Genomic DNA, 20,651 nt, shown 5'->3' on the forward strand with positions numbered 1-20,651 from the left:
GGTATCCATCGAGGTTACCGTCGGTTCGGGGAGGGCGGGGAATGACGGGATTCGAGACGGTTCTCTTACGGGTGGCGGGGACGGCAGCGAGCGCCCTGGTGAAGTCCCTCCTGGGTCGCGCGCCGGGAGCGGGCCTGGTAGCCGACCCCGTGCGCCCGGCGGCCCGCTGGAGCCGCCCGGAGGAACTGGGTGAGCCGGAGGTCCGCCGGCTGACCCGGGTGCTGGCCGCACGCCTCGGCGAGGACTCGAACTGCCTGCCGCAACACGAGCGTCTGGCGGTGATCGATGCGGTCGGCGATGCCTTCGCCGCATTGGGGATGCTCGACGCGGAGGCCCTTTTCGCTGCGGACCTGGATCCGACGGCACTGGCAGCGTTGCTGTTGCCGCCGCGCGGCGCGGGTCTGGACGAGGCCGCCGAGGCCGTCTACCGCCACATGGTCTCCCTCTGCTGCGCGCACGCGGTGGAGTACATCACCACCCTGCCGGGCTTCGGGGCGCGGTCGGACGTGGAGCTGATCCGCCGGACCGGCGAGCTCCAGCGTGCGGTGGAACGGATGGCGGCCCGCAACGGGGGTGCGGCACACGCATTCGAGGAGAAATACGCACAGTACGTGGCGCAGGCCCACAGCCGCCTCCAGCTCTTCGGCCTGACCACCGACCGGGCGCGGCAGGAGTGGCCGTTGGACCTCGCCTACATCAGCCTCACGGTCAGCGGCGAGCAGCAGCTGATGCCGGGCGAGCCGGGCATGCACCCGAGCCCGGTCAGGGCCGAGCATGCCCTGGGCTCGGCGGACCGGGTGTTGCTCCGCGGCCCGGCCGGCTCGGGCAAGAGCACGCTGATGCAGTGGCTGGCGCTGAACGCGGCCCGGCAGGCCGAGGGGCCGTGGGCGATGTGCGTCCCGTTCGTCCTGCGCCTGCGCGCGTTCACCACGGCGGAGGCGCTCCCCCTGCCGGAGGAGTTCCTGCGCGCCTCGGGCGTGCCCCTGTCGGCGCCGGCCGGCTGGACCGAGGACCTGATGCTGAACGGCCGGGCGCTGGTACTGGTGGACGGTGTGGACGAGGTCCCGCAGCGGCTGCGCACCCGCACGGAAGCCTGGCTGCGATCTCTGATCGCTGCGTTCCCGAAGGCACGGTACGTGGTGACGACCCGCCCGTCGGCCGTGCCGGAGGACTGGCTGGCAGGACAGGGCTTCACGCCGCACTCGCTGCTCCCGATGGAGTTGGACGACGTCCGGGCCTTCGTCTCGCACTGGCACCGGGCGGCGCGCGCCGAATGCCCCGGCGAGGACCTCGACGCGTACGAGGCCTCGCTGCTGGAAGCGGTGTCGGCCCGCCGAGACCTGGCCCGGCTCGCCACCAACCCCCTGATGTGCGCACTGCTCTGCGCCTTGAACCGGGACCGGAGGATGCACCTTCCCCGGGCGCGCAAGGAGCTGTACGACGCCGCCCTGGACATGCTCCTGATCCGGCGGGACACGGAACGGGAGATCAGCGGGGTGGAGGGCGTCTACCTCACCCGCGACGAACAGATTGCGCTGCTCCAGCGGTTCGCCTACTGGCTGATCAGGAACGGTCAGGTGGAGGCGGACCGGGACGAGGCCGTCGAGATGGTTGCCGAGTGGCTGAACTCGATGCCGCAGGTTGCTGCGCAGGGCGGCGCGGCGCAGGTCTTCACCCACCTGCTGATCCGCAGCGGTCTGCTCCTGGAGCCGGTGCCGGGCTCCGTCGTCTTCGTCCACCGCACCTTCCAGGACTACCTGGGCGCCAAAGCAGCGGTGGAGGCGCGTGACTTCGGCGTGCTGGTGAAGAACGCCCATGACGACACCTGGGACGACGTGGTCCGCATGGCGGTGGGCCACGCCCGCCCGGATGAACGCACCCGCATCCTGCGCGGTCTTCTGCGCCGCGCGGACAAGGTCAAGAGCGTTCGCAACCGCTTGGTGCTCCTGGCGGCGGCCTGCCTGGAACACGCCCCCGAACTGGAACCGGAAATCCGGTCGGAGGTGAGGGCCCGCGTGGCGGAACTCCTGCCGCCGCGCGGCCCGGAGCAGGCGGAAGAGCTGTCCAAGGCCGGCTCGTTGGTCCTCGACCTGTTGCCCCGGCCCGGTGACGACCTGAGCGAGCCGCAGACGGCGGCCACCATCCGGACGGCCTCCCTGGTCGGTGGTGAGCGGGCGCTGGAGGTGATCCGGCGGTTCCGCGAGGAGGTGCGGCCCGAGGCGCTGTCCGAACTCGATCAGGCGTGGGGGCGCTTCGACGCCGCAGCCTACGCCTCGGCCGTGCTTTCGGGGATCACGGACGAAAGCGCCCTGCTGTCCCTGCACACGCCGGAGCAACTGGCCTGCCTCGCCCTTCTGCCGCAGTTCCGCCGGCTCCGGCTGTTCAAGGCCGATCGCATCCCACCGGAGGTGTCCGGGCGGACCGACCTCCAGATGCTGTACGTCCTCGACTCCCCCGACCTGACCGACGTCGCTCCGCTGTCCTCGCTCCGGGAACTCGAGCACCTGGCTCTCACCGTGTGTCCCGCCGTCAGGGACATCAACGCCGTCGCCGGCATCCCCCTGCAGAGCCTCTTCCTCTCCGGGAGCCCTGACGTCCGACTCGACGTGCTCCGCGAACTGCCTTCGCTCACCACGCTCGGGCTCAGTTCCACCGAGGGCTACCGGTCGGTCGGCGAGCTTCCCACGCTCAACGAGCTCACCGGCCTCTGGCTGTTCGAGGGTACGGAGGACACGTCGTTGGACGGCCTGGAGCGCTGGACGGGGCTTCGGTCGCTCAGCATCGCCGGAGACCGCCAGGGCGCGGAGCTGCGCACCATGGCGCGGGTGCCGGATCTGCACTTCCTCCAGATGATCCACCGGCGGCGGCCGGATCCCGAGGAGTTCCTGCGCTTCCCGGACCTGACCAGCATGTTCCTGTCCGACTGCGACTTCCCACCGCAGGTCTCGCGCCACATCGCCAAGCTCTCGAAGCTGCGGACGCTGTCGCTGAGCGCCTGCGGCACGGTGGACCTGGCGCCCCTCAGCGAGCTGCCCGACCTCACGGTCCACGTCTACGGGGGCACCGACGTGCGCGGAGGCGAGGCCCTCCCGCCGGGGCGGCTCCGGTTCCACTAGGAGCCGCCCCGGCGGGAGCCGGGGGCTACCAGACGCGGACCGAGCCGCCCTTGGCGAAGGCCGGGCTGGTGGCTTCCGGCGGGGCTTGCGTCAGGGGTTCGGCTACCTCCGAGACCAGGGGGCCGTGCTTCGCCGCGAGGGCGTCCAGCAGGGTCAGGTCGAAGCCGTACACGCGGGCCGCGTTGCCGCCGGCCATCGCGGCGACCTCGTCCCGCGGGAGGCCCGCGTAGGCGATGCGGAGGCCTTCGCGGGAGTACGGGGTCGTGCCCTCGTCGTGGGGGTAGTCGCTGCCCCACATGATCTTGTCGAGGCCGATCCGGTGCCGCAGCGGGACCTCGTGGGGGCGCATGAAGCTGGCCCCCACGAAGCAGTTGTCCCGCCAGACCTCGCTCGGGCCCCGGCCCATCGCCTCGGCCAGGCCCGCCCCGAACTTGGCCTCGGCCGTGGCCGACGCCGCGACCAGGCGGCCGTGGTAGTAGTCCAGCATGTCCAGCACGCCCGGGATCCAGCCGGAGCCCTGCTCCGTCAGGACCAGCTTGAGGCCCGGGTGGCGCCGGAACGCCCCGCCGAAGACGAGGTGCCACAGGGCCCGGTGCGAGAACCAGGTCGTCTCCACCATGAACACGGCCCGGGCCGCCGGTTCCTCGCCCAGCGGCGGCGAGGCCGACCCGCCGTGGTGGTTGACCGGGACGTCCAGCTCGTCGCACACCGCCCAGATCGGGTCGTAGGCGGCCGAGTACAGCTCGGGCACGGTGGATCCGGGCGGGACGCCGGGCAGCAGGATGCCGCCCGTCAGGCCCGCCGCCTTCGTGCGGCGGATCTCCCCCACCGCCGCGTCGACGTCGTTGAGCAGGATCTGCGCGACGCCCGCCCGCCGGCCCGGGGCGTCGGCGCAGAAGTCCGCCAGCCAGCGGTTGTGGGCCTGCAGCCCGGCCCAGCGCATCGTGTACTCCGCGGCCGTCGGCGGCTGCGCCATCAGGGAGGCCTTGGGGAAGAACGGCGGGATGGTGTTGGGGAAGACGACCTCGGCGACGATGCCGTCCGCCTCCAGCTCCGCCAGGCGCCGCGCCGAGTTCCAATTGCGGTCCGCCGTGTCCGCGAGGAGGTCCTCGTACGGGTTGACGTAGGTGGCGGCCCACGCGTCGAAGTCGTCGTGGTACCGCTTCTCCAGGTACGGCTTGTAGTCCAGGAGGTCGGCGCCCGCGTGGCAGTCCGCCGAGATCACCGTGTAGCGGTCGTCGCCGGTCACCGCGACACCCCCAGTACCGGGAAGTCGTGGTCGGTCAGCCAGTGCCGGCCCACCTCGCGCGAGCGCGCCCAGGAGGCCGCCACCGCCGCCTGGTCCGGGGACTGGCCCAGCTCGGCCGGGGTGGGGCCGATCCGGCGGGCGATCGGGGCCAGCGCCCCGGTGTCGAAGCCGAAGACCTCCGCCGCTGCGAGGCCCAGCATCCGGCGGGTCTCGTCGACCGGGATGTCGTGGAAGGTGTTCTTCAGCCAGGTCCGGGTGTTCGGCCAGGTGCCCTCGGGGTGCGGGAAGTCCGAGCCCCACAGGATGTTGTCGACGCCGATCTCGTAGCGCTGGGCCAGTTCGCGCCGCTTGGTGTTCGTGGCGCAGACGAAGACCTGGCGGTCCAGGTACTCGCTCGGCGGCCGCTTCAGCTCCTCGAACGGCGAGAGCTTCTTGCCGCCGTGCGCGCCGAGGTAGAGGCGGTCCATGAACCACAGCTGGTTCGGCAGCCACCAGCAGCCCGACTCGGCGACCCCGAACCTCAGGCCCGGGTGCCGCTCGAACACCCCTGACCAGAGCAGGAACCACAGCGGGCGGGCCGGCCACCAGGTGACCTCGGAGACGAAGATGCCCAGGTGGTCGCCGTACTCGTGGCGCGGCGAGGACCCGGAGTGGGTGACGATCGGCATCCGGGTCTCGGCGGCCGCCGCCCAGACGGGGTCGTAGCGGCGGTCGTGGTAGGGCGCCTTGTCCACCCACATGGCCGGGATCATGAGCGCGCCCAGCCCGGACTCCTTGGCCCGGTGGACCTCGGCGACGACCTTGTCCGGCTCGCCCGTGATGGGCAGCAGGGCGACGCCGCAGTGGCGCTCGGGGGTCTGCGAGACGAACTCGGCGAGCCAGCGGTTGTGCGCCTGCGCGCCCGCCATGCCGAGTTCGGGGTCCTGGTCGCCGGAGAGCCCGAGGCCCACCCCGAAGGGGGCCGCGGTCTGGCTGTCGACGGCGTCCGCGTCGGGGAAGACGACCTCGGCGGCCACACCGTCGCCGTCGAGTTCCTTCAGCCGCTGCCCGGTGTCCCAGCCGCCCCGCAGGCCCTCCTCGTGGTCGTGGAACCACTTCTCGGCGAAGGCCTCGTTGCGGACGCCGAGCCGGGTGGCCTCCGCGCGGCGGGCGTCGCGCTGGCCGAGGAACTCGTCGAACTGGCGGTGGAAGCGGGAGTCGAGGTAGGGGCGGTACTGCTCGGTGGGCAGGCCCGCGTGGCAGTCGGAGGAGATGATCAGGTACGGGTCCTCGTACGGCGTGTCGCTGGTGCTGTCATGCGTGCTGTCGCTCATGGCGGACGCTCCTCAGTCGAGGATGAAGCTCTCCAGGTAGGCGGGATTGGCGCGGTCGAGCATCGACTGCGACCGGGCGCGGATCTGCCGGTCGCTGTGCTCGCTCGGCGGCAGCATCCAGAAGCGGTCGGCGCGGATGCCGTCGACGACGTGCTCCGCGACCTCCTCGACCGGGGTGAAGTCCACCTCGTGGCCGGCCTGCCTCATCGCGGCCTCGTACTGGTCGAGGCTGCGGTACGGGGTCCTGCGCGGGCGCTGCTTCGCGTACCGCTCGGGCCGGTTGCGGTGGGACTCCCACAGTCCGGTGCGCAGCATGTGCGGGCCGGGGAAGAGCACGGAGGCGCCGACGGCCGCGCCCTCCGCCTTGAGGTGGGCGTAGAGGGACTCGGTCATGGTGACCACGGCCGCCTTGGTGACGGCGTAGACGGAGGCGGTGGGCAGCGGGGCGATGCCGCCGTCGCCGGAGGAGGTGTTGACGACGTGGCCGGGGGCGCCGCCGGCGATCATGCGGGGGACGAAGGCCTGGATGCCGTGGAAGACGCCCCACACGTTGACGGAGAAGGCCCACTTCCAGTCGTTCGGTTCGTGCTCCCACATCCGGCCCTCGGCGCCGGAGCCGACGCCCGCGTTGTTGCAGAGGACGTGGACGGCGCCGAAGGCCTCGTAGGCGGCGTCGGCGAGGGCGAGCACGCTGTCGCGGTCGCTGACGTCGACGGTCCGGGCCCGTACCCGTGCCCCGTCCGCGGCGAGTTCGTCGGCGGCCTTGCGCAGGGCGGCCTCCTCGACGTCGGCGAGGACCACCTGCAGTCCCTCGGCGGCGAAGCGGCGGGCCATGGCGAGGCCGATGCCGCTCGCCGCGCCGGTGACGACGGCCGTCTGTCCCGGTTCGAGCCGCATCTCACAGGCTCCCTTCCGGGGGGCCGTCGAGGATCTGCATCGGGTCGTCGTAGCGCTGGTGGATGTACGGGAGCAGGGCCTGGGCGCTGACCCGCTCGACGACCCGGCCCTTCTGGTCGGTGGTCTTCTCGCCGAGGGTGATCTCCACGATGCGGCGGACGGGGAGGTCGGCCACGGGATCGAACATCGACTCCCGCAGGACGACGTCACCGGTGACGTGCTCCAGCTTGCGGACCTTCTCGTTGCGGACGCAGTGCACGAGGACCGGGTCCGCGTCGAAGCCCGACCCGTCCACGGCGGGCAGGAACTTGAAGTAGAAGTCGGTCTTCCGGGTGGGCTCGGGCAGCGGGAGCGGCCGGTCCACGGCGCCGCGCACCTCGACGAAGGCGATCCCGTGCCGGGCGAGGGAGGCGCGCACGACGAGGCCGTCGCGCTCGACGGTGACCTCGCCCAGCTTCTTCGGTTCGCCGAAGACCTCGCGGCCGCCGGTCAGGGCGCGCTCGTGGGTCATGGGCATGACCAGCGGGTACCAGCCCTCCACCCCGTCGTGCCGGGCGGCGACGGCCACCGAGCCGGCGCCGAGGGGGTAGCCGGGCAGGTCCACCTTGCTGATGTTCGCCCGTACGAGGGGCCGATCGCCCGGCTTGAGCGGCGGCGGGAGGACCGCGGCGACCACGTCGGGATCGGTCTCCCAGACGGCCACCACGCCGGTGGACCAGATGTCGGGGAGCTTGGAACTCTTCTCGCGCGACGCGGCGATCTCGGCCTCGGTGCGCGCTCCGTACCGTACGCGTGCCATGTCTCGCACCACCTCTCGGTTCGGGTCTGTAACACAGTTACACCGCGGGCGATGAAGGGTAAACCCCCGTGCACACACGAGAACTGACGACTCGACAGATCGGTGGACCGCTGCCATGGCCAGATCCTCGCTGACCCGGGACGAGGTGCTGGACGCCGCCGCGTCCCTGGTCAAGCAGCGCGGTCCGGCCGCCCTCACGATGCGGGCACTCGCCGCCGCGCTGGGCACCGCGGTGACGTCCATCTACTGGCACGTCGGCAACCGGGAATCCCTCCTCGACGCGCTCGTGGAGCGGACGGTGCAGGAGATGGGCGCCCTCTCCCCCGTCGGGCGCACCCCGGCGGAGCGGATCGAATCGGTGGCGCGGATCCTGCGCCGCGAGCTGCGCGGGCGCCCGCACCTGATCGCGATGGTCCACGAACGCGGTCTCACGGAGCGGATGTTCCTGCCCGCGCAGCAGGCGCTCGTCCAGGAGGTGCACGCCGCGGGGCTGCGCGGCGCCCGGGCCGCCGACGCGGTGCGCGCCGTGCAGTTCCAGATCGTCGGGTTCCTGCTGGTCGAGCGCAACCGTGAGCGCTCCCCGGCCCAGTCCCCGGCCGAGAGCGAGCTCTGGGACCCGGCCGCGGCCCCCCACGACCCGGCCCTCGCCCGCGCGCTGGCCCGGCCCGCGGATCCGGAGCGGCTCTTCCTGCTGTCCGTACGCGCCCTGGTGGCGGCCCTGCTGGCAGCGCCGCCGGGCCCGCGGACCGTCCGTGGAACCGGCCCGTAGAGCCGGCCCGTAGAACCGGTCCGTAAATCGGTTTGCGCCCCGCTCCGGCCGTGGTTGTATCTGCTGCGCGGGGGCGGCTCCGCGACGTGCTTCCTTCTCACCTCTCCGATGACCACGCAGCGCGTCCCCTCTCCGCCCCCGCCCCACACCTCTCCCCGGTTCCGGAGGAATCCCCCCTTTGCCCGAGCTGTCGACCGTCCTGCTGCGCCGTCTCCACACCGTGTACGTCGACCAGGCCGGGCCGCGCCCCGGCGATCCGTCCACGGCCGAGGGCCTGACCGCCCTGGAGGCCGAACTCCTCGACCGGGGCTTCGCCCTGACGGCGCCGCTGCGCTCCGCACTCGCCTGGCTCGGCCCCGCAGGGCTCGCCGACGCCGGCACCTCGCTCGTCCGCGACATCGACGTCCTGCTGGGCGCGGACCGCACCCACATGCCGCTGTTCCGCACCTTTCCGGCCTCCGTGCCCGACGACACCCACGCCCTGTGGCTCGACCGCGTCTTCGCACTCCTCCTGCAGTGGCCCGCCCAGCCGTGCGTGCTGTGCGCGACCGTGGGCAGCGTCCACCCCGTCTCCCCCTGCGCCCACCTGGTCTGCCGGTCCTGCTGGGACGGCGCCGCCTACACGGGCTGCCCGATCTGCCACCGCCGGATCGACCTCGCGGACCCCTTCCTGGACCCGGCCGCCGAGCGGCCCGGCCGGCCCGCGCCCGGCGAGAGCCCGGGCCCGCTGCGGCTGCTGGTCCTGGGCACCGACCGCGCGGCCGACTCCGTCACCGCCCTCGGCCGGCTGCTCGCCCGCCGGACCCCGCTGTCGGCCCAGGACACCGAGGAGGCCCGGGTGCTGCTCGCCGCCGCTCCGGCCGGCCTCGACTGGCTGCCGGAGGCCGTCCCGGTGCGGGAGACCAAGGCCATGGTGCTCGGCACCCTGCTGCGCGAGCGCCGTACCCGGGAGGCCGTACGGGCCCTGCTCCCCGGCCGGCTGACCACCGCCACCGACGTCCTGCGGCTCCTGGCCGTCTGGTCCGGCGGCGAGGCCGACCTGCTCGCGCCGCCCCGGATGCGGTCCCTGCCGCGCCCGCTGCGCCGCGAACTGCTCGCCCTGCTGGACGCGCTGGACCCCGCCCTGCTCGTCGAGGACGTCCTGCGCCACCCCGACCCGTGGAAGCGGGCCGCCGAGATCCTGCACCCCTTCGAGCAGTACGGGCGCCACCCGCGGGCCGCCCTGGCCTTCGCCGTGCTGCGCGAGACCGACGTCCGGGGCACCGCGCTGGGCGAAGCCCTGCTGGCCACCGCCGCCGAGCACCCGCAGGCCGTACGGGTCGACGGCTCCCGCATCAGGGCCGCCACCTGGACGGGCCGCGCGGAGGAGGCGCTGCGCGGCGCCGACCCGGACCTCGCCCTCGCCGTCCTCGCGGAGCGGCCCGGGGAACTCGTACGGCGCCTCGACCACCTGCTGCGCCGGTACGCGGCCGACGCCCTGCCCGAGCGGGTGGCGGCGGTGCTGGCGGAGCGGCTGCCGAAGGCGGGGCCGGGGCCGGTGCTGTCCGCGCTGGGACGGCTGCGGGTCCGCCATCTGCCCGGCACCCGGCGGGTGTTCTTCCCGCGCGGACAGGTCGCGCACTCCTACACCGTGGACGACACCCGGGTGCCGCTCGCCGAGGCCGTGACCGTTGCGGTGACCGGCCTGTTCGAGCGGGAGCTGCTGCGCCGGCTGGCCGCTGCCGAGCCGTACGACGTGGCGGTCCTCGACTCGCGCCTGGCCCACCTGCACGTCCCCTCGGCCGAGCGGGCGGCGGCCAAGGCCCTGGTCACCGTCCCCAAGGGCAGTTTCCAGGCGCTGCCGGACGGCGAGGTGCTGCGGATGTTCCTGCACTGGATGGAGCCGCCGAAGAAGAGGGTGGACCTCGACCTGTCGGTGGTGCTGTTCGACTCCGACTGGAACTACGCGGGCCTGTGCGACTACACCAGCCTCGTGTACGGCGGACGGGCCGTGGTGCACTCCGGCGACCTCACCTCCGCCCCCGCACCCGCCGGGGCGAGCGAGTACGTGGACATCGACCTCGACGCCCTCGCCGACACCGGCGTCCGCTTCGCCATGCCGGTCGTCTTCAGCTACAACAACATCCCCTTCGAGCTGCTGCCCGACGCCTTCGCCGGCTTCATGGCGCTGCCGGGCCGGTCCGGGCGCACCGCGCGCTACGACCCGCGGACCGTGCGGCAGCGCTACGACCTGGTCGGCAACTCCCGGATCCACGTGCCGCTGCTCGTCGACCTGGAGCGGCGCGGCTTCCTGTGGACCGACGTGCACCTGCCCGACGACGAGGGCTACCACAGCGTGTACGCGCACCAGGACGACCTGGCCCGGATCGGCCGCGACCTCTTCCAGTACTTCTCCACCGGCCGCACCACCCTGTGGGAGCTGGCGGGCTGGCACGCGGCGGCCCGCTGCGGCGAGGTCGTCGTGCTGCGCCGCACCCCCCGGCCCAGCGACCCCGACGAGTTGTGGACCTACCGGCGCCGGGGGGACGAGGACACCGCGGCGTTCGCCGGGCGGCTGCTCGGGCTGGCGGATCCGGACTCCGTGCTGGCCTCGCCCGATGTGGACGCCCTCGCGGGCGCCGCCGCCTCGGGGAGGTCGGCGCTGCTCGCGCTGGTGGACGGCGACGTGGCGCCGGCCGGTGCGCGGGGGTCCGTGTACCGGCTGCTGCCGGGGCCCGTTGACGGCTGCGGGCTCGAACAGCTGGCCGCCGGGGACCTGGTCTCAGCGCTGGGCTGACCGAGGGTGGGGCAACGGTGTCAGTCCGTGCCGATATCCTCTGTGACCATGCTCGACGACCGTACGACCGCAGAGACGACGTGGCCGACCGCGTACCCGCAGGGGTACGCGGTCGTCGACGTGGAGACCACCGGACTCGCTCGCGACGACCGGATAGTCTCCGCCGCCGTCTACCGGCTCGACGCACAGGGCAACGTGGAGGACCACTGGTACACCCTGGTCAACCCGCAGCGGGACCCGGGGCCGGTGTGGATCCACGGTCTGACGAGTGACGTGCTCGAAGGCGCGCCGCTCTTCCGGGACATCGCCGAGGAGTTCGCCGGCAGGCTCGCGGACCGCGTGCTGGTCGCGCACAACGCCATCTTCGACTGGCAGATGATCGCCCGGGAGTACGCGCGCGCCGAGACGACCGCGCCGGTCCGTCAGCGGCTGTGCACCATCGCCCTGTCGAAGGAGCTGAACCTCCCGCTGCCCAACCACAAGCTGGAGTCGCTCGCCGCGCACTTCGGTGTGGTGCAGCAGCGCGCCCACCACGCGCTCGACGACGCCCGGGTGCTCGCGGAGGCCTTCCGTCCGTCGCTGCACGCCGCGGCCGAGGGCGGCGTGCGCCTGCCGCTGCTGGAATGCCGGCCGCTGACCGAGTGGTCGGACTCGGCCGCCGCCCCGCGCGTGGGCCAGCAGGCGTCGTACCGGGGCGGCAGCTGGCGCCCCTCGCGCAAGCGGCCGGCGTGCCCGCACCCCAACCCGGGGCGGTTCGAGGACGGCAAGCCCCTGAAGCAGGGCATGCGCGTCGCCTTCTCCGGCGACACCTCGGTGGAGCGGGAGCTGCTGGAGGACCGGGCGATCGAGGCGGGCCTGCACGTCGCGACGAGCGTGTCGCGGCTCACCAGCCTCCTGGTGACGAACGACCCGGACTCGGCGACCTCGAAGACGGTCAAGGCGAAGTCCTTCGGCACCCCGGTCGTCGACGAGGCGGCCTTCACGCAGCTGCTGCGGGACGTGGCCCCGGCCGGGGAGTGACCGGGAGCACCCGGGGAACGAGCGGACCGGCCGCCGGCCGTTGGTCCGGGCGGGTGTCCGCGCGGCGACTCACCAGGGTGGATCTTGTTCCGCCGCTCCGCCGTGCGCAGCATGCGGCGCATGGCACGTTGTGAGGTCTGCGGAAACGATTACGGCATGTCCTTCGAGGTGCACGCGCAGGGCGCGGTGCACGTCTTCGACTGCTTCTCCTGCGCCATCCACCGCATGGCGCCCATCTGCGAGCACTGCCGGGTCCAGATCATCGGACAGGGCGTCGAGGTCGAGGGCCAGTGGTTCTGCGGCGGGCACTGCGCCCGCGCGGAAGGGAAGGTGGGCATCGTCGACCACGTCTGACCGCTTCCTCCTCCTCCCCCCGACCCCGGAGGGCCACCCGGCCGCCGGGGTCCTCGTCGGCCGGGGTACCGTCGTGGGCGTGTACCGCTTTGTGCTGACCCGGCAGTGGGTGTGCCTCACCCTCATGGCCCTCGTCCTCATCCCCGTGATGATCAAACTCGGGTTCTGGCAGTACCACCGCCATGTGCACCGGGTCGCGCAGAACCAGCTGATCGAGGCGAACCTGCGGGCGAAGCCGGTCCCGATGACGGAGGTCACCTCCCCCGGCCACAAGGTCCCCCGCGCCGACTTCTGGCGCGCGGTCACCGCCACCGGCACCTACGACTCCGCGCACGAGGTGGTCGTGCGGATGCGGACCTCGAACGACGACAAGGTCGGCTTCCACGTCCTGACCCCGCTCGTCCTCGCCGACGGCCGGGTGGTCCTGGTCGACCGCGGCTGGGTGGCGGGCGGCGGCGACCCGCGCGCCTACCCGCCGGTGCCGACCGCGCCCGCGGGCGAGGTCACGGTCACCGGCCGGCTGAAGGCCGACGAGACGAGCGGCGGCAGCGGCATCAAGGACCGCAAGGGCCTGCCCGACCGTCAGGTGATGCTCATCAACAGCGAGCAGCAGGCCGAGTCCCTGGGCCGGCCGGTCCTCGGCGGGTACCTGGAACTGACCGACCCGGCCCCGGCGGACGACAGCCCCGAGACCGTCGCCGACCCCGACCACGACTCGATCGGCGCGCACATGGCCTACGCGGTCCAGTGGTGGCTGTTCGCCTCCGCGGTGCCGGTGGGCTGGCTGGTCCTCGTACGGCGCGAGAAGCGCGACCGCGAGGAGGCGGCGGCCCGGGCCGAAGCGGCCGAACAGGAGCCCGCGACGGCGTAGCGTGTCGGGCATGGATCTTGGACTGAAGGACCGTGTCTACATCGTCACCGGGGCCAGCCGCGGCCTCGGCTTCGCCTCCGCCCGGGAACTGATCGCCGACGGCGCGAAGGTCATCGTCACGGGCCGGGACGAGAAGCGGACGGCCGACGCGGCCGCCGAACTCGGCCCGAACGCCGTGGGGGCGGCCGCGGACAACGCGGACCCGGCGGCCGCCGCGCGGCTCATCGCCACCGCGCACGAGCGCTTCGGCCGCTTCGACGGCATCCTCATCAGCGTCGGCGGCCCCGTACCGGGCTTCGCCGTCGACAGCACCGACGAGCAGTGGGCGGCCGCCTTCGAGTCGGTCTTCCTCGGCGCGGTGCGCCTCGCCCGGGCGGCCGCCGCGGTGCTGGGCGAGGGCGGGGTCATCGGCTTCGTCCTGTCGGGCTCGGTCCACGAGCCGATCCCCGGCCTGACCATCTCCAACGGCCTGCGCCCGGGCCTGGCCGGCTTCGCCAAGTCCCTCTCGGTGGAACTCGGTCCGCGCGGCATCCGCGTCGTGGGCCTGCTGCCGGCCCGCATCGACACCGACCGGGTGCGGGAGCTCGACGCGCTGTCCGGCGACGCCGCCGCGGCGCGTGCGGGCAACGAGTCCCGCATCCCGCTGCGCCGGTACGGCTCCCCGCAGGAGTTCGGCCGCACGGCCGCGTTCCTGCTCTCGCCGGCCGCCTCGTACCTGACGGGCGTGATGCTCCCGGTCGACGGCGGCTCCCGGCACGGCTTCTGACCGTCCGTCCCGGCCCGGCTCTCCGTGTCCGGGCCCGGCGCGTCCTCAGCTGACGCGCCGGGCCCGGTGGGAGGTCACCTTGAAGCGGGCCTCCGCCGGCAGTTCCGACAGGCCCGCCGAGGTCCGGGCGTGGGTCAGGACCGGCCCGGCCAGCCCCGCCAGCGCGTCCGCGGGGACCGCGTGGGGCTCCAGTTCGACCGCCACCCGCAGGGCGGGCGACCCGCGCCGCCCGCGCAGGACGACCCGGCAGTCGGCGACCCCGTCCAGAGCTCCGGCCTCCGCGGCGACGGCGTCGGACAGGGCGCGCCCGCGCAGTACGGCGAAGGCCCCGTCCCCGGTGTCCACGGCGACCTCCCGCAGCCTGGAGCGGCGCAGCTGGGACAGCAGCCACCACAGCGCCAGCAGCAGGCACACGGTGAGGGCCGCGACTAGCACCCACCAGGCCCAGCCGTCGGCGTGCAGGTACCGGCGCCGGTCCGCGGCGCTCAGCAGCGGCTGCGCACGGCCCCTGAGCGGGCGTGCCGCCGTCAGCAGCACGACCCCGGCCGCCAGCAGGACCGCTCCGGCCACCGCCAGCAGGATCCGGTTCACCGTCCCGAGCAATCCGCTCACCTCCTGACCCGTACGCGCCGCCGCGGCGGGCGCACGAGGCCCAGCTCTTCGATGCCGACGGCCACGACGGCGTCCAGGTCGGCCCGTACCTCGTCCAGTTCCCGGAAGTGGGACGTGGCCCGCACCCGGACCCGGGAGCGGCCCATGCGGACCCGGGCCGACCGCACGCCGGGCACTTCCATGGCCCGGTCCCGCAGGACCTGGGCCGCGTCCCGGCGGCCGATCCCGGCGCGCAGCGGGGGGCCCTCGCCCGCTTCCCCGTCCCGGTCCGGGCTCAGCATGGGGAGGATCCTGCGGATCCCCGGGGTGACGGCCAGCAGCAGGAGGACCGCCCCGGCCAGGGCCAGCGCTCCGCCGGCGAGCTGCACCGGCAGGTCCGCCGGGGTGTGGACCTCCAGCCGGTGGGCGAGTTCGCGGCGCCAGGCCATGGCGGGGCGGTCGGCCCGTACGGCGGCCAGGTCGTACAGGAGCAGTCCCACCGCCCCGAGCACGACCAGAGCGACGAGGGCCGCGGGGATGCGGCGGGCGGACCGGAACCGGGTCGCCGTCACCGCAGCCGCCGGTCCCGTGCGCCGGCGGTGCGGGTGTGCGCGGAGTGCAGATGCTCGATGTCGATGTCGACCTCGGGCACGGACATCTGCGCGCACTCCTCGACACGGCGGGTGACCCGGCTGCGTACGGCCGCGCACTGGGCGGCGAGGTCGGAGGGGTAGTGCAGTTCCAGGCTCACCCGGATGCGTGCGATGTCGTGGTGCACGGTGACGGTGGCCTGCGGGGGCGCGCCGGAGAGCGCGGGGAGCGCCTCCCGGGCGGCCTGGGCGGCGATCTTGGCGACGACCCGGTCGGCGATGCGGGTGGCCCCGCGGTCCGCGGCGGCCACCGCCTGCGGGGTGGCGCGGGCGGCGGCCTCCGGCGCGGCGGGGCCCGGTGGAGTGGCCTGCGGCAGGCTGCTCATCGCGCCTCACCTGCGCCGGTCGTCGCGGCGGCGGAACAGGTCCCCGGGATCCAGGTCCCCGTCGAGGAAGCGGCCGGCGACGAAGCCCACGGCTCCGAGGGCCGCCACCAGCAGAAAGGCACCGAATCCGCCGAAGTAGCCGGCGAAGCCCAGGGCCATGCCGGCCAACATGCCGGCGACCGCCATGCTCATGTGCGGGTTCCTCTCGGCTACTGGAGTCGGGACTCCGGCTCCTCGTCGGGCTCGTCGGGCAGCTTGACGTCGCTGACGGCGATGTTGACCTCGACGACCTCCAGGCCGGTCATCCGCTCGACCGCGGAGACGACGTTCTCACGGACAGCCCGTGCCACGTCACGGATCGACACGCCGTAGTCGACGACGATCTCCAGATCGAGGGCGGTCTGGACCTCGCCGACCTCGGCCTTCACGCCCCGGGTGACCGAGGCGGACTTCCCGCCGCCGGGAACCCGGTCGCGGACGGCGCCGAGGGTGCGGGAGAGGCCGCTGCCCAGGGCGTGCACGCCGACCACTTCACGGGCGGCCAGTCCGGCGATCTTCTCGACCACCCCGTCCGCGATGGTCGTGCGCCCCCGGTCGCCGGCGGCCTTGTGGGAGCCCCCTGATGCGGTTTCGGTCATCGCGTGTCCCTTCACGTGTACGGACTCACTCCGCACCACGTTAGGCGCGCGGACGCCGAAGCGCCCCGGGACTACGCCGGTCGGCGTGGTCCCGGGGCGCTTTCCGGCCTCCGGTGGGGCGGGCGACGGGTCAGTCCGAGAGGCCCGCGAGGTCGCGCAGGCGACGGGCCTGGGCCGCGCGCTCGGCGGCGCGCTGGTCGTCGTAGGTACGGGTCTGCGCGCTGCGCAGCAGGGTCTTGGTCTCGATGACGGCGTCCCGCGGCGGGGCCAGCAGGGCGGTGGTCAGGTCCTGGACGGCGGCGTCGAGCTCGTCCGCCGGGACGACGAGGTTGGCGAGGCCGACGCGCTCCGCCTCCTCGGCATGCACGAAGCGGCCCGTCGCGCAGATCTCCAGCGCGCGGGCGTATCCGACCAGGGAGGCCAGCGGCTGGGTGCCGGCCAGGTCGGGGACGAGGCCCAGGCTCGTCTCGCGCATGGCGAACTGCACGTCGTCGGCGACCACGCGCAGGTCGCACGCGAGTGCGAGCTGGAAGCCGGCGCCGATCGCGTGCCCCTGCACGGCGGCGACGGAGATGATGTCGTTACGCCTCCACCAGGTGAACGCCTCCTGGTACTCGGAGATCGTGGCGTCGAGCAGTTCGTCCGAACCGCGCGCCAGATCGAGGAAGGACGGCTCGCCCTCGAAGCCTTCGGGGGTGAACGCCTGCCGGTCGAGACCGGCGGAGAAGGACTTGCCCTCGCCGCGCAGCACGACGACCCGGACGGTGCCCGGCAACGACCTGCCCGCCTCGGCCAAAGCCCGCCAGAGCGCGGGGGATTGGGCATTTCGCTTGGCCGGATTGGTCAGTGTCACCGTGGCGACCGTGTCGTCGACGGTGAGTCGAACGCCGTCCTTGTCGAGCAGAGCCATCCGTGTGCCTCCGGTGTGCAGTCGGCCGCAAGCTCGGCCTAAGTGACTGCACAGTAACCACCCAGTCGGCCGGGAGGCCGACCGGGGGTCACCGAAGGGAACGTCGGATCATGTGAGCCTTGAAGCCGTTGGAACGTGGGATCCGATGGACCGGGGTCAGGCCGTAGCCGCCTTCTTGCCACGCGTCGCGCCACCGCGGCCGCGCAGCGATACCCCGGACTCACTGAGCATCCGGTGGACGAATCCGTAGGACCGGCCGGTCTCCTCGGCCAGCGCCCGGATACTCGCACCGGAGTCGTACTTCTTCTTCAGGTCTGCCGCGAGCTTGTCGCGCGCGGCGCCGGTAACCCGGCTGCCCTTCTTCAGAGTCTCGGCCACCCGTGCCTCCTCATGGGAAGTGCGCTCTGGACTTCTCATGATCACCCCTCCCCGGCTTCCTGGCCACCCATTCAGCAAGGTCGGTACGGCGGCATTTCCCGAGCCGTGGACACACGGGCAGAACGGAATCTCCCCTTCCGCCGCATGACTTCCGTCACACTTCACCCTCCTCCCGGGGAATCTCCAGGTCAGGGGCCGGACCGCGGGAAAACGAAGGCCCCGGTCGCGCACCCTCGCGGGTGCGGCCGGGGCCGTCGTACGGCGCGCAACGGTACGAGACCGTCTCACTCAGATGATGGATCACCCCTGAGCCGAATGATCCATAAGGATGTGGATCAGAGCCGGGACGGCGTCCCGGCAGCTCCCCGGCCGGGCCGGGGCGGGGGTCAGGCCAGGGCCACCAGGTCCCGGTAGTCCGGTCCCCACAGGTCCTCGACGCCGTCCGGGAGCAGGATGATGCGCTCCGGCTCCAGCGCCTCCACGGCGCCCTCGTCGTGGGTGACGAGGATGACGGCGCCCTTGTAGGTGCGCAGCGCGCCCAGGATCTCCTCGCGGCTGGCCGGGTCGAGGTTGTTCGTGGGCTCGTCGAGGAGCAGCACGTTCGCCGAGGAGACGACCAGCGTGGCCAGGGCCAGACGGGTCTTCTCGCCGCCGGAGAGCACACCGGCGGGCTTGTCGACGTCGTCCCCGGAGAACAGGAAGGAGCCGAGCGTCTTGCGCACGTCGACCAGGTCCAGGTCGGGTGCGGAGGAGCGCATGTTCTCCAGGACCGTGCGGTCGGGGTCCAGGGTCTCGTGCTCCTGGGCGTAGTAGCCGAGCTTGAGGCCGTGCCCCGGTACCACCGAGCCGGTGTCGGGCTGCTCGGCGCCCGCGAGCAGGCGCAGCAGGGTGGTCTTGCCGGCGCCGTTGAGGCCGAGGATGACCACGCGGGAGCCCTTGTCGATGGCCAGGTCGACGTCGGTGAAGATCTCCAGGGAGCCGTACGACTTCGACAGGCCCTCGGCGGTCAGCGGGGTCTTGCCGCAGGGCGCCGGGTCCGGGAAGCGCAGCTTGGCGACCTTGTCGGAGACGCGGACGGCCTCCAGGCCGGACAGCAGCCGCTCGGCCCGCTTGGCCATGTTCTGCGCGGCGACCGTCTTGGTGGCCTTGGCGCGCATCTTGTCGGCCTGGGAGTTCAGGGCCGCGGCCTTCTTCTCGGCGTTCTGGCGCTCGCGCTTGCGGCGCTTCTCGTCGGCCTCGCGCTGCTGCTGGTAGAGCTTCCAGCCCATGTTGTAGACGTCGATCACGGACCGGTTGGCGTCCAGGTAGAACACCTTGTTCACCACGGTCTCGACGAGGTCGACGTCGTGGGAGATCACGACGAAGCCGCCGCGGTAGTTCTTGAGGTAGTCCCGCAGCCAGACGATCGAGTCGGCGTCGAGGTGGTTCGTCGGCTCGTCGAGGAGCAGGGTGTCGGCGTCCGAGAAGAGGATCCGGGCCAGCTCGACGCGGCGGCGCTGACCGCCGGAGAGGGTGTGCAGCGGCTGGCCGAGGACCCGGTCCGGCAGGCTGAGCGCGGCCGAGATGGTCGCGGCCTCGGACTCGGCGGCGTACCCGCCCTTGGTGAGGAACTCGGTCTCCTGGCGCTCGTACTGCTTGAGCGCCTTCTCGCGGGTGGCGCCGGAGCCGGTGGCGATGCGCTCCTCGTTCATCCGCATCTTCTTGATGAGGACGTCGAGACCGCGGGCGGACAGGATCCGGTCGCGCGCGAGGACGTCGAGGTCACCGGTGCGGGGGTCCTGCGGGAGGTAGCCCACTTCGCCCGAACGGGTGATGGAGCCGCCCGCGGGCTGGCCCTCGCCCGCGAGGCACTTGGTGAGGGTGGTCTTGCCGGCGCCGTTGCGGCCGACCAGGCCGATGCGGTCGCCCTTGGCGATGCGGAAAGAGGCGGACTCGATGAGGACGCGGGCGCCGGCGCGCAGCTCGATGCCGGTGGCGGTGATCACGGAAATACTCCAGGGCGGGTCGGGACGGCGGAAGGGGGCGGGACGCGAGGCTTCGACGCCGTTAATCCGCGAGGAGATTTGCCATGGGAGACATTCTACCGGGGGTGTGCAACTGGTTTCCGGGGCGGCGGCGGAGCGGCCCGGCCGGTCCGGTCCGCCGCCCGTGTCCCCCGTTCGGCCCAGCCGCCCCCGAGGAGGAGCCGGGGCGCGTATCGGGATGAACGGGTTGATACTCGCCGCAGGGGCGGCCGTGCGGCCGCGTCTGCCTCACGGATCGAGGGCGGTGCGGGATGCAGTTCGACGACAACGCCAATCTGGACACGTCCGAGGTCAAGGATGTGCGTGGCAGTCGCATCCCGGGCGGGAAGGCCACCATCGGCGGCGGCCTCGTCGGCATCCTCGCGCTCATCATGGGCCTGCTCTTCGGCGTGGGTCCCGAGCAGCTGGGGCTGTCCTCCGGGGACGAGGAGCCGGCTCCCGCGGCGTCCTCCGTCAACCAGGTCCAGCAGGCGTGCCGGACGGGGCAGGACGCGAACGCGCGCGAGGACTGCCGGCTGGTGGCAGTGGTGAACAGCACACAGGACTTCTGGCGGCAGGAGTTCACACGGCGCGGCGGCCAGTACAGCCCGGCGTCGACGGTCTTCTTCACCGGCCGGGTGAACACCGCCTGCGGGGCCGCGACCTCGGCCGTGGGCCCCTTCTACTGCCCCGCCGACCGGCAGGTCTACCTGGACCTGGGCTTCTTCAACGAGCTGCGGACGAAGTTCGGCGCGAGCGGCGGCCCCTTCGCCCAGGCGTACGTCGTGGCCCACGAGTACGGGCACCACATCCAGAACCTGACCGGCACCCTCCAGCGGGCCCAGGACGGGCGGCAGGGCGCGAACAGCAACGCGGTCAAGGTGGAGCTGCAGGCCGACTGCTACGCGGGGGTGTGGGCGCACAACGCGACGCGGACCCCGGACGAGTCCACGGGGCGCCCCCTGATCACGACGCTGACCGACCAGGACATCAGGGACGGGCTGGACGCGGCGGCCGCGGTCGGCGACGACCGGATCCAGGAGAAGTTCCAGGGCCGGGTGACCCCGGAGTCCTGGACGCACGGCTCGGCCGAGCAGCGCCAGCAGTGGTTCTACCAGGGCTACCGGACCGGCGACATGGCCCAGTGCAACACCTTCCGCTGACCGTCGGCGGCGCCTGCCATGCTGTGTGACGCGGGTCACCGTCACGAGAGGGAGTGATCGTC

Annotated in this window: 20 protein-coding genes; 8 read left to right on the top strand and 12 right to left on the bottom strand. The window is 72.9% G+C overall.

What is annotated here, in order from left to right:
- The first annotated feature begins 41 nt into the window (after positions 1-41).
- A complete protein-coding gene (locus tag AB0O53_RS10635) occupies positions 42-3,116 on the top strand; it encodes an NACHT domain-containing protein (RefSeq protein WP_365194554.1) in 3,075 nt (1,024 codons plus the stop codon).
- A 25-nt stretch (positions 3,117-3,141) separates the two neighbouring features.
- Here AB0O53_RS10635 and AB0O53_RS10640 read toward each other — a convergent pair whose 3' ends face one another.
- The 4 genes from AB0O53_RS10640 to AB0O53_RS10655 are packed head-to-tail and all read right to left on the bottom strand — an operon-like array spanning position 3,142 to position 7,374.
- Positions 3,142-4,365, bottom strand: a complete 1,224-nt coding sequence (locus AB0O53_RS10640) for an amidohydrolase family protein (protein ID WP_350994740.1) — start codon at positions 4,363-4,365, stop codon at positions 3,142-3,144.
- Positions 4,362-5,678, bottom strand: a complete 1,317-nt coding sequence (locus tag AB0O53_RS10645; RefSeq protein ID WP_365194556.1) for an amidohydrolase family protein — start codon at positions 5,676-5,678, stop codon at positions 4,362-4,364. The genes AB0O53_RS10640 and AB0O53_RS10645 overlap by 4 nt, the downstream gene beginning before the upstream one ends.
- Positions 5,679-5,690: 12 nt before the next feature.
- Positions 5,691-6,575: an SDR family NAD(P)-dependent oxidoreductase gene (locus AB0O53_RS10650; protein ID WP_365194559.1), complete on the bottom strand. Its 885-nt coding sequence runs from the start codon at positions 6,573-6,575 to the stop codon at positions 5,691-5,693.
- 1 nt (position 6,576) lies between these two features.
- Entirely contained in the window at positions 6,577-7,374 is a 798-nt protein-coding gene (locus tag AB0O53_RS10655; protein ID WP_350994746.1) for an acetoacetate decarboxylase family protein, read from the bottom strand.
- Positions 7,375-7,489: 115 nt separating this feature from the next.
- Here AB0O53_RS10655 and AB0O53_RS10660 point away from each other — a divergent pair, with 115 nt between their 5' ends.
- From AB0O53_RS10660 to AB0O53_RS10685, 6 genes are all read left to right on the top strand, one after another.
- On the top strand, positions 7,490-8,143 hold the full coding sequence (locus AB0O53_RS10660) for a TetR/AcrR family transcriptional regulator (protein WP_350994748.1): 654 nt from the start codon (positions 7,490-7,492) through the stop codon (positions 8,141-8,143).
- A gap of 178 nt (positions 8,144-8,321) precedes the next feature.
- On the top strand, positions 8,322-10,919 hold the full coding sequence (locus tag AB0O53_RS10665; protein ID WP_365194564.1) for an MXAN_6230/SCO0854 family RING domain-containing protein: 2,598 nt from the start codon (positions 8,322-8,324) through the stop codon (positions 10,917-10,919).
- 48 nt (positions 10,920-10,967) lie between these two features.
- Complete coding sequence (locus tag AB0O53_RS10670) at positions 10,968-11,939, top strand: DEDDh family exonuclease (protein ID WP_350994752.1); 972 nt, start codon at positions 10,968-10,970, stop codon at positions 11,937-11,939.
- Between the two features lie 120 nt (positions 11,940-12,059).
- The gene (locus tag AB0O53_RS10675; RefSeq protein WP_075972011.1) at positions 12,060-12,293 is read left to right on the top strand and encodes a metallothionein; all 234 of its coding nucleotides are present in this window, start codon (positions 12,060-12,062) and stop codon (positions 12,291-12,293) included.
- A gap of 79 nt (positions 12,294-12,372) precedes the next feature.
- Positions 12,373-13,164 (top strand): SURF1 family cytochrome oxidase biogenesis protein, encoded by a 792-nt coding sequence (locus AB0O53_RS10680; protein ID WP_365194568.1) that lies wholly within the window; start codon positions 12,373-12,375, stop codon positions 13,162-13,164.
- 10 nt (positions 13,165-13,174) lie between these two features.
- The gene (locus tag AB0O53_RS10685) at positions 13,175-13,930 is read left to right on the top strand and encodes an SDR family oxidoreductase (protein WP_350994757.1); all 756 of its coding nucleotides are present in this window, start codon (positions 13,175-13,177) and stop codon (positions 13,928-13,930) included.
- 45 nt (positions 13,931-13,975) lie between these two features.
- Here the strand turns inward: AB0O53_RS10685 and amaP are convergent, their stop codons facing one another.
- The 8 genes from amaP to AB0O53_RS10725 form a co-directional block, all read right to left on the bottom strand.
- On the bottom strand, positions 13,976-14,542 hold the full coding sequence (gene amaP / locus AB0O53_RS10690) for an alkaline shock response membrane anchor protein AmaP (RefSeq protein ID WP_350994759.1): 567 nt from the start codon (positions 14,540-14,542) through the stop codon (positions 13,976-13,978).
- Positions 14,539-15,189 (bottom strand): DUF6286 domain-containing protein, encoded by a 651-nt coding sequence (locus AB0O53_RS10695; protein ID WP_434094434.1) that lies wholly within the window; start codon positions 15,187-15,189, stop codon positions 14,539-14,541. Before AB0O53_RS10695 ends, amaP begins: the two co-directional genes overlap by 4 nt.
- Positions 15,090-15,497: an Asp23/Gls24 family envelope stress response protein gene (locus AB0O53_RS10700; protein WP_350994763.1), complete on the bottom strand. Its 408-nt coding sequence runs from the start codon at positions 15,495-15,497 to the stop codon at positions 15,090-15,092. Before AB0O53_RS10700 ends, AB0O53_RS10695 begins: the two co-directional genes overlap by 100 nt.
- A gap of 6 nt (positions 15,498-15,503) precedes the next feature.
- Positions 15,504-15,689 carry a hypothetical protein gene (locus AB0O53_RS10705; RefSeq protein WP_030662934.1) on the bottom strand — a complete coding sequence of 62 codons (186 nt, stop codon included), beginning with the start codon at positions 15,687-15,689 and terminating at the stop codon, positions 15,504-15,506.
- A 17-nt stretch (positions 15,690-15,706) separates the two neighbouring features.
- Complete coding sequence (locus AB0O53_RS10710) at positions 15,707-16,135, bottom strand: Asp23/Gls24 family envelope stress response protein (protein WP_350994765.1); 429 nt, start codon at positions 16,133-16,135, stop codon at positions 15,707-15,709.
- A gap of 130 nt (positions 16,136-16,265) precedes the next feature.
- Positions 16,266-17,045: an enoyl-CoA hydratase/isomerase family protein gene (locus AB0O53_RS10715; RefSeq protein WP_031149030.1), complete on the bottom strand. Its 780-nt coding sequence runs from the start codon at positions 17,043-17,045 to the stop codon at positions 16,266-16,268.
- 156 nt (positions 17,046-17,201) lie between these two features.
- Positions 17,202-17,423 (bottom strand): helix-turn-helix domain-containing protein, encoded by a 222-nt coding sequence (locus tag AB0O53_RS10720; RefSeq protein ID WP_030010789.1) that lies wholly within the window; start codon positions 17,421-17,423, stop codon positions 17,202-17,204.
- Positions 17,424-17,809: 386 nt separating this feature from the next.
- Positions 17,810-19,408 carry an ABC-F family ATP-binding cassette domain-containing protein gene (locus AB0O53_RS10725; RefSeq protein WP_060180243.1) on the bottom strand — a complete coding sequence of 533 codons (1,599 nt, stop codon included), beginning with the start codon at positions 19,406-19,408 and terminating at the stop codon, positions 17,810-17,812.
- A 290-nt stretch (positions 19,409-19,698) separates the two neighbouring features.
- Here AB0O53_RS10725 and ypfJ point away from each other — a divergent pair, with 290 nt between their 5' ends.
- Positions 19,699-20,589 (top strand): KPN_02809 family neutral zinc metallopeptidase, encoded by an 891-nt coding sequence (ypfJ, locus tag AB0O53_RS10730; RefSeq protein WP_365194575.1) that lies wholly within the window; start codon positions 19,699-19,701, stop codon positions 20,587-20,589.
- The last annotated feature ends 62 nt before the right edge of the window (positions 20,590-20,651 follow it).

The organism is Streptomyces erythrochromogenes (assembly GCF_040684695.1).
GTDB lineage: Bacteria > Actinomycetota > Actinomycetes > Streptomycetales > Streptomycetaceae > Streptomyces > Streptomyces erythrochromogenes_C.

Bases quoted from the DNA above. Each gene is read 5' to 3' on its own strand.
- AB0O53_RS10635 (WP_365194554.1), top strand. From the start codon at position 42: ATGACGGGATTCGAGACGGTTCTCTTACGGGTGGCGGGGACGGCAGCG.
- AB0O53_RS10645 (WP_365194556.1), bottom strand. From the start codon at position 5,678: ATGAGCGACAGCACGCATGACAGCACCAGCGACACGCCGTACGAGGAC.
- AB0O53_RS10650 (WP_365194559.1), bottom strand. From the start codon at position 6,575: ATGCGGCTCGAACCGGGACAGACGGCCGTCGTCACCGGCGCGGCGAGC.
- AB0O53_RS10655 (WP_350994746.1), bottom strand. From the start codon at position 7,374: ATGGCACGCGTACGGTACGGAGCGCGCACCGAGGCCGAGATCGCCGCG.
- AB0O53_RS10660 (WP_350994748.1), top strand. From the start codon at position 7,490: ATGGCCAGATCCTCGCTGACCCGGGACGAGGTGCTGGACGCCGCCGCG.
- AB0O53_RS10670 (WP_350994752.1), top strand. From the start codon at position 10,968: ATGCTCGACGACCGTACGACCGCAGAGACGACGTGGCCGACCGCGTAC.
- AB0O53_RS10675 (WP_075972011.1), top strand. From the start codon at position 12,060: ATGGCACGTTGTGAGGTCTGCGGAAACGATTACGGCATGTCCTTCGAG.
- AB0O53_RS10685 (WP_350994757.1), top strand. From the start codon at position 13,175: ATGGATCTTGGACTGAAGGACCGTGTCTACATCGTCACCGGGGCCAGC.
- AB0O53_RS10700 (WP_350994763.1), bottom strand. From the start codon at position 15,497: ATGAGCAGCCTGCCGCAGGCCACTCCACCGGGCCCCGCCGCGCCGGAG.
- AB0O53_RS10705 (WP_030662934.1), bottom strand. From the start codon at position 15,689: ATGAGCATGGCGGTCGCCGGCATGTTGGCCGGCATGGCCCTGGGCTTC.
- AB0O53_RS10710 (WP_350994765.1), bottom strand. From the start codon at position 16,135: ATGACCGAAACCGCATCAGGGGGCTCCCACAAGGCCGCCGGCGACCGG.
- AB0O53_RS10715 (WP_031149030.1), bottom strand. From the start codon at position 17,045: ATGGCTCTGCTCGACAAGGACGGCGTTCGACTCACCGTCGACGACACG.
- ypfJ (WP_365194575.1), top strand. From the start codon at position 19,699: ATGCAGTTCGACGACAACGCCAATCTGGACACGTCCGAGGTCAAGGAT.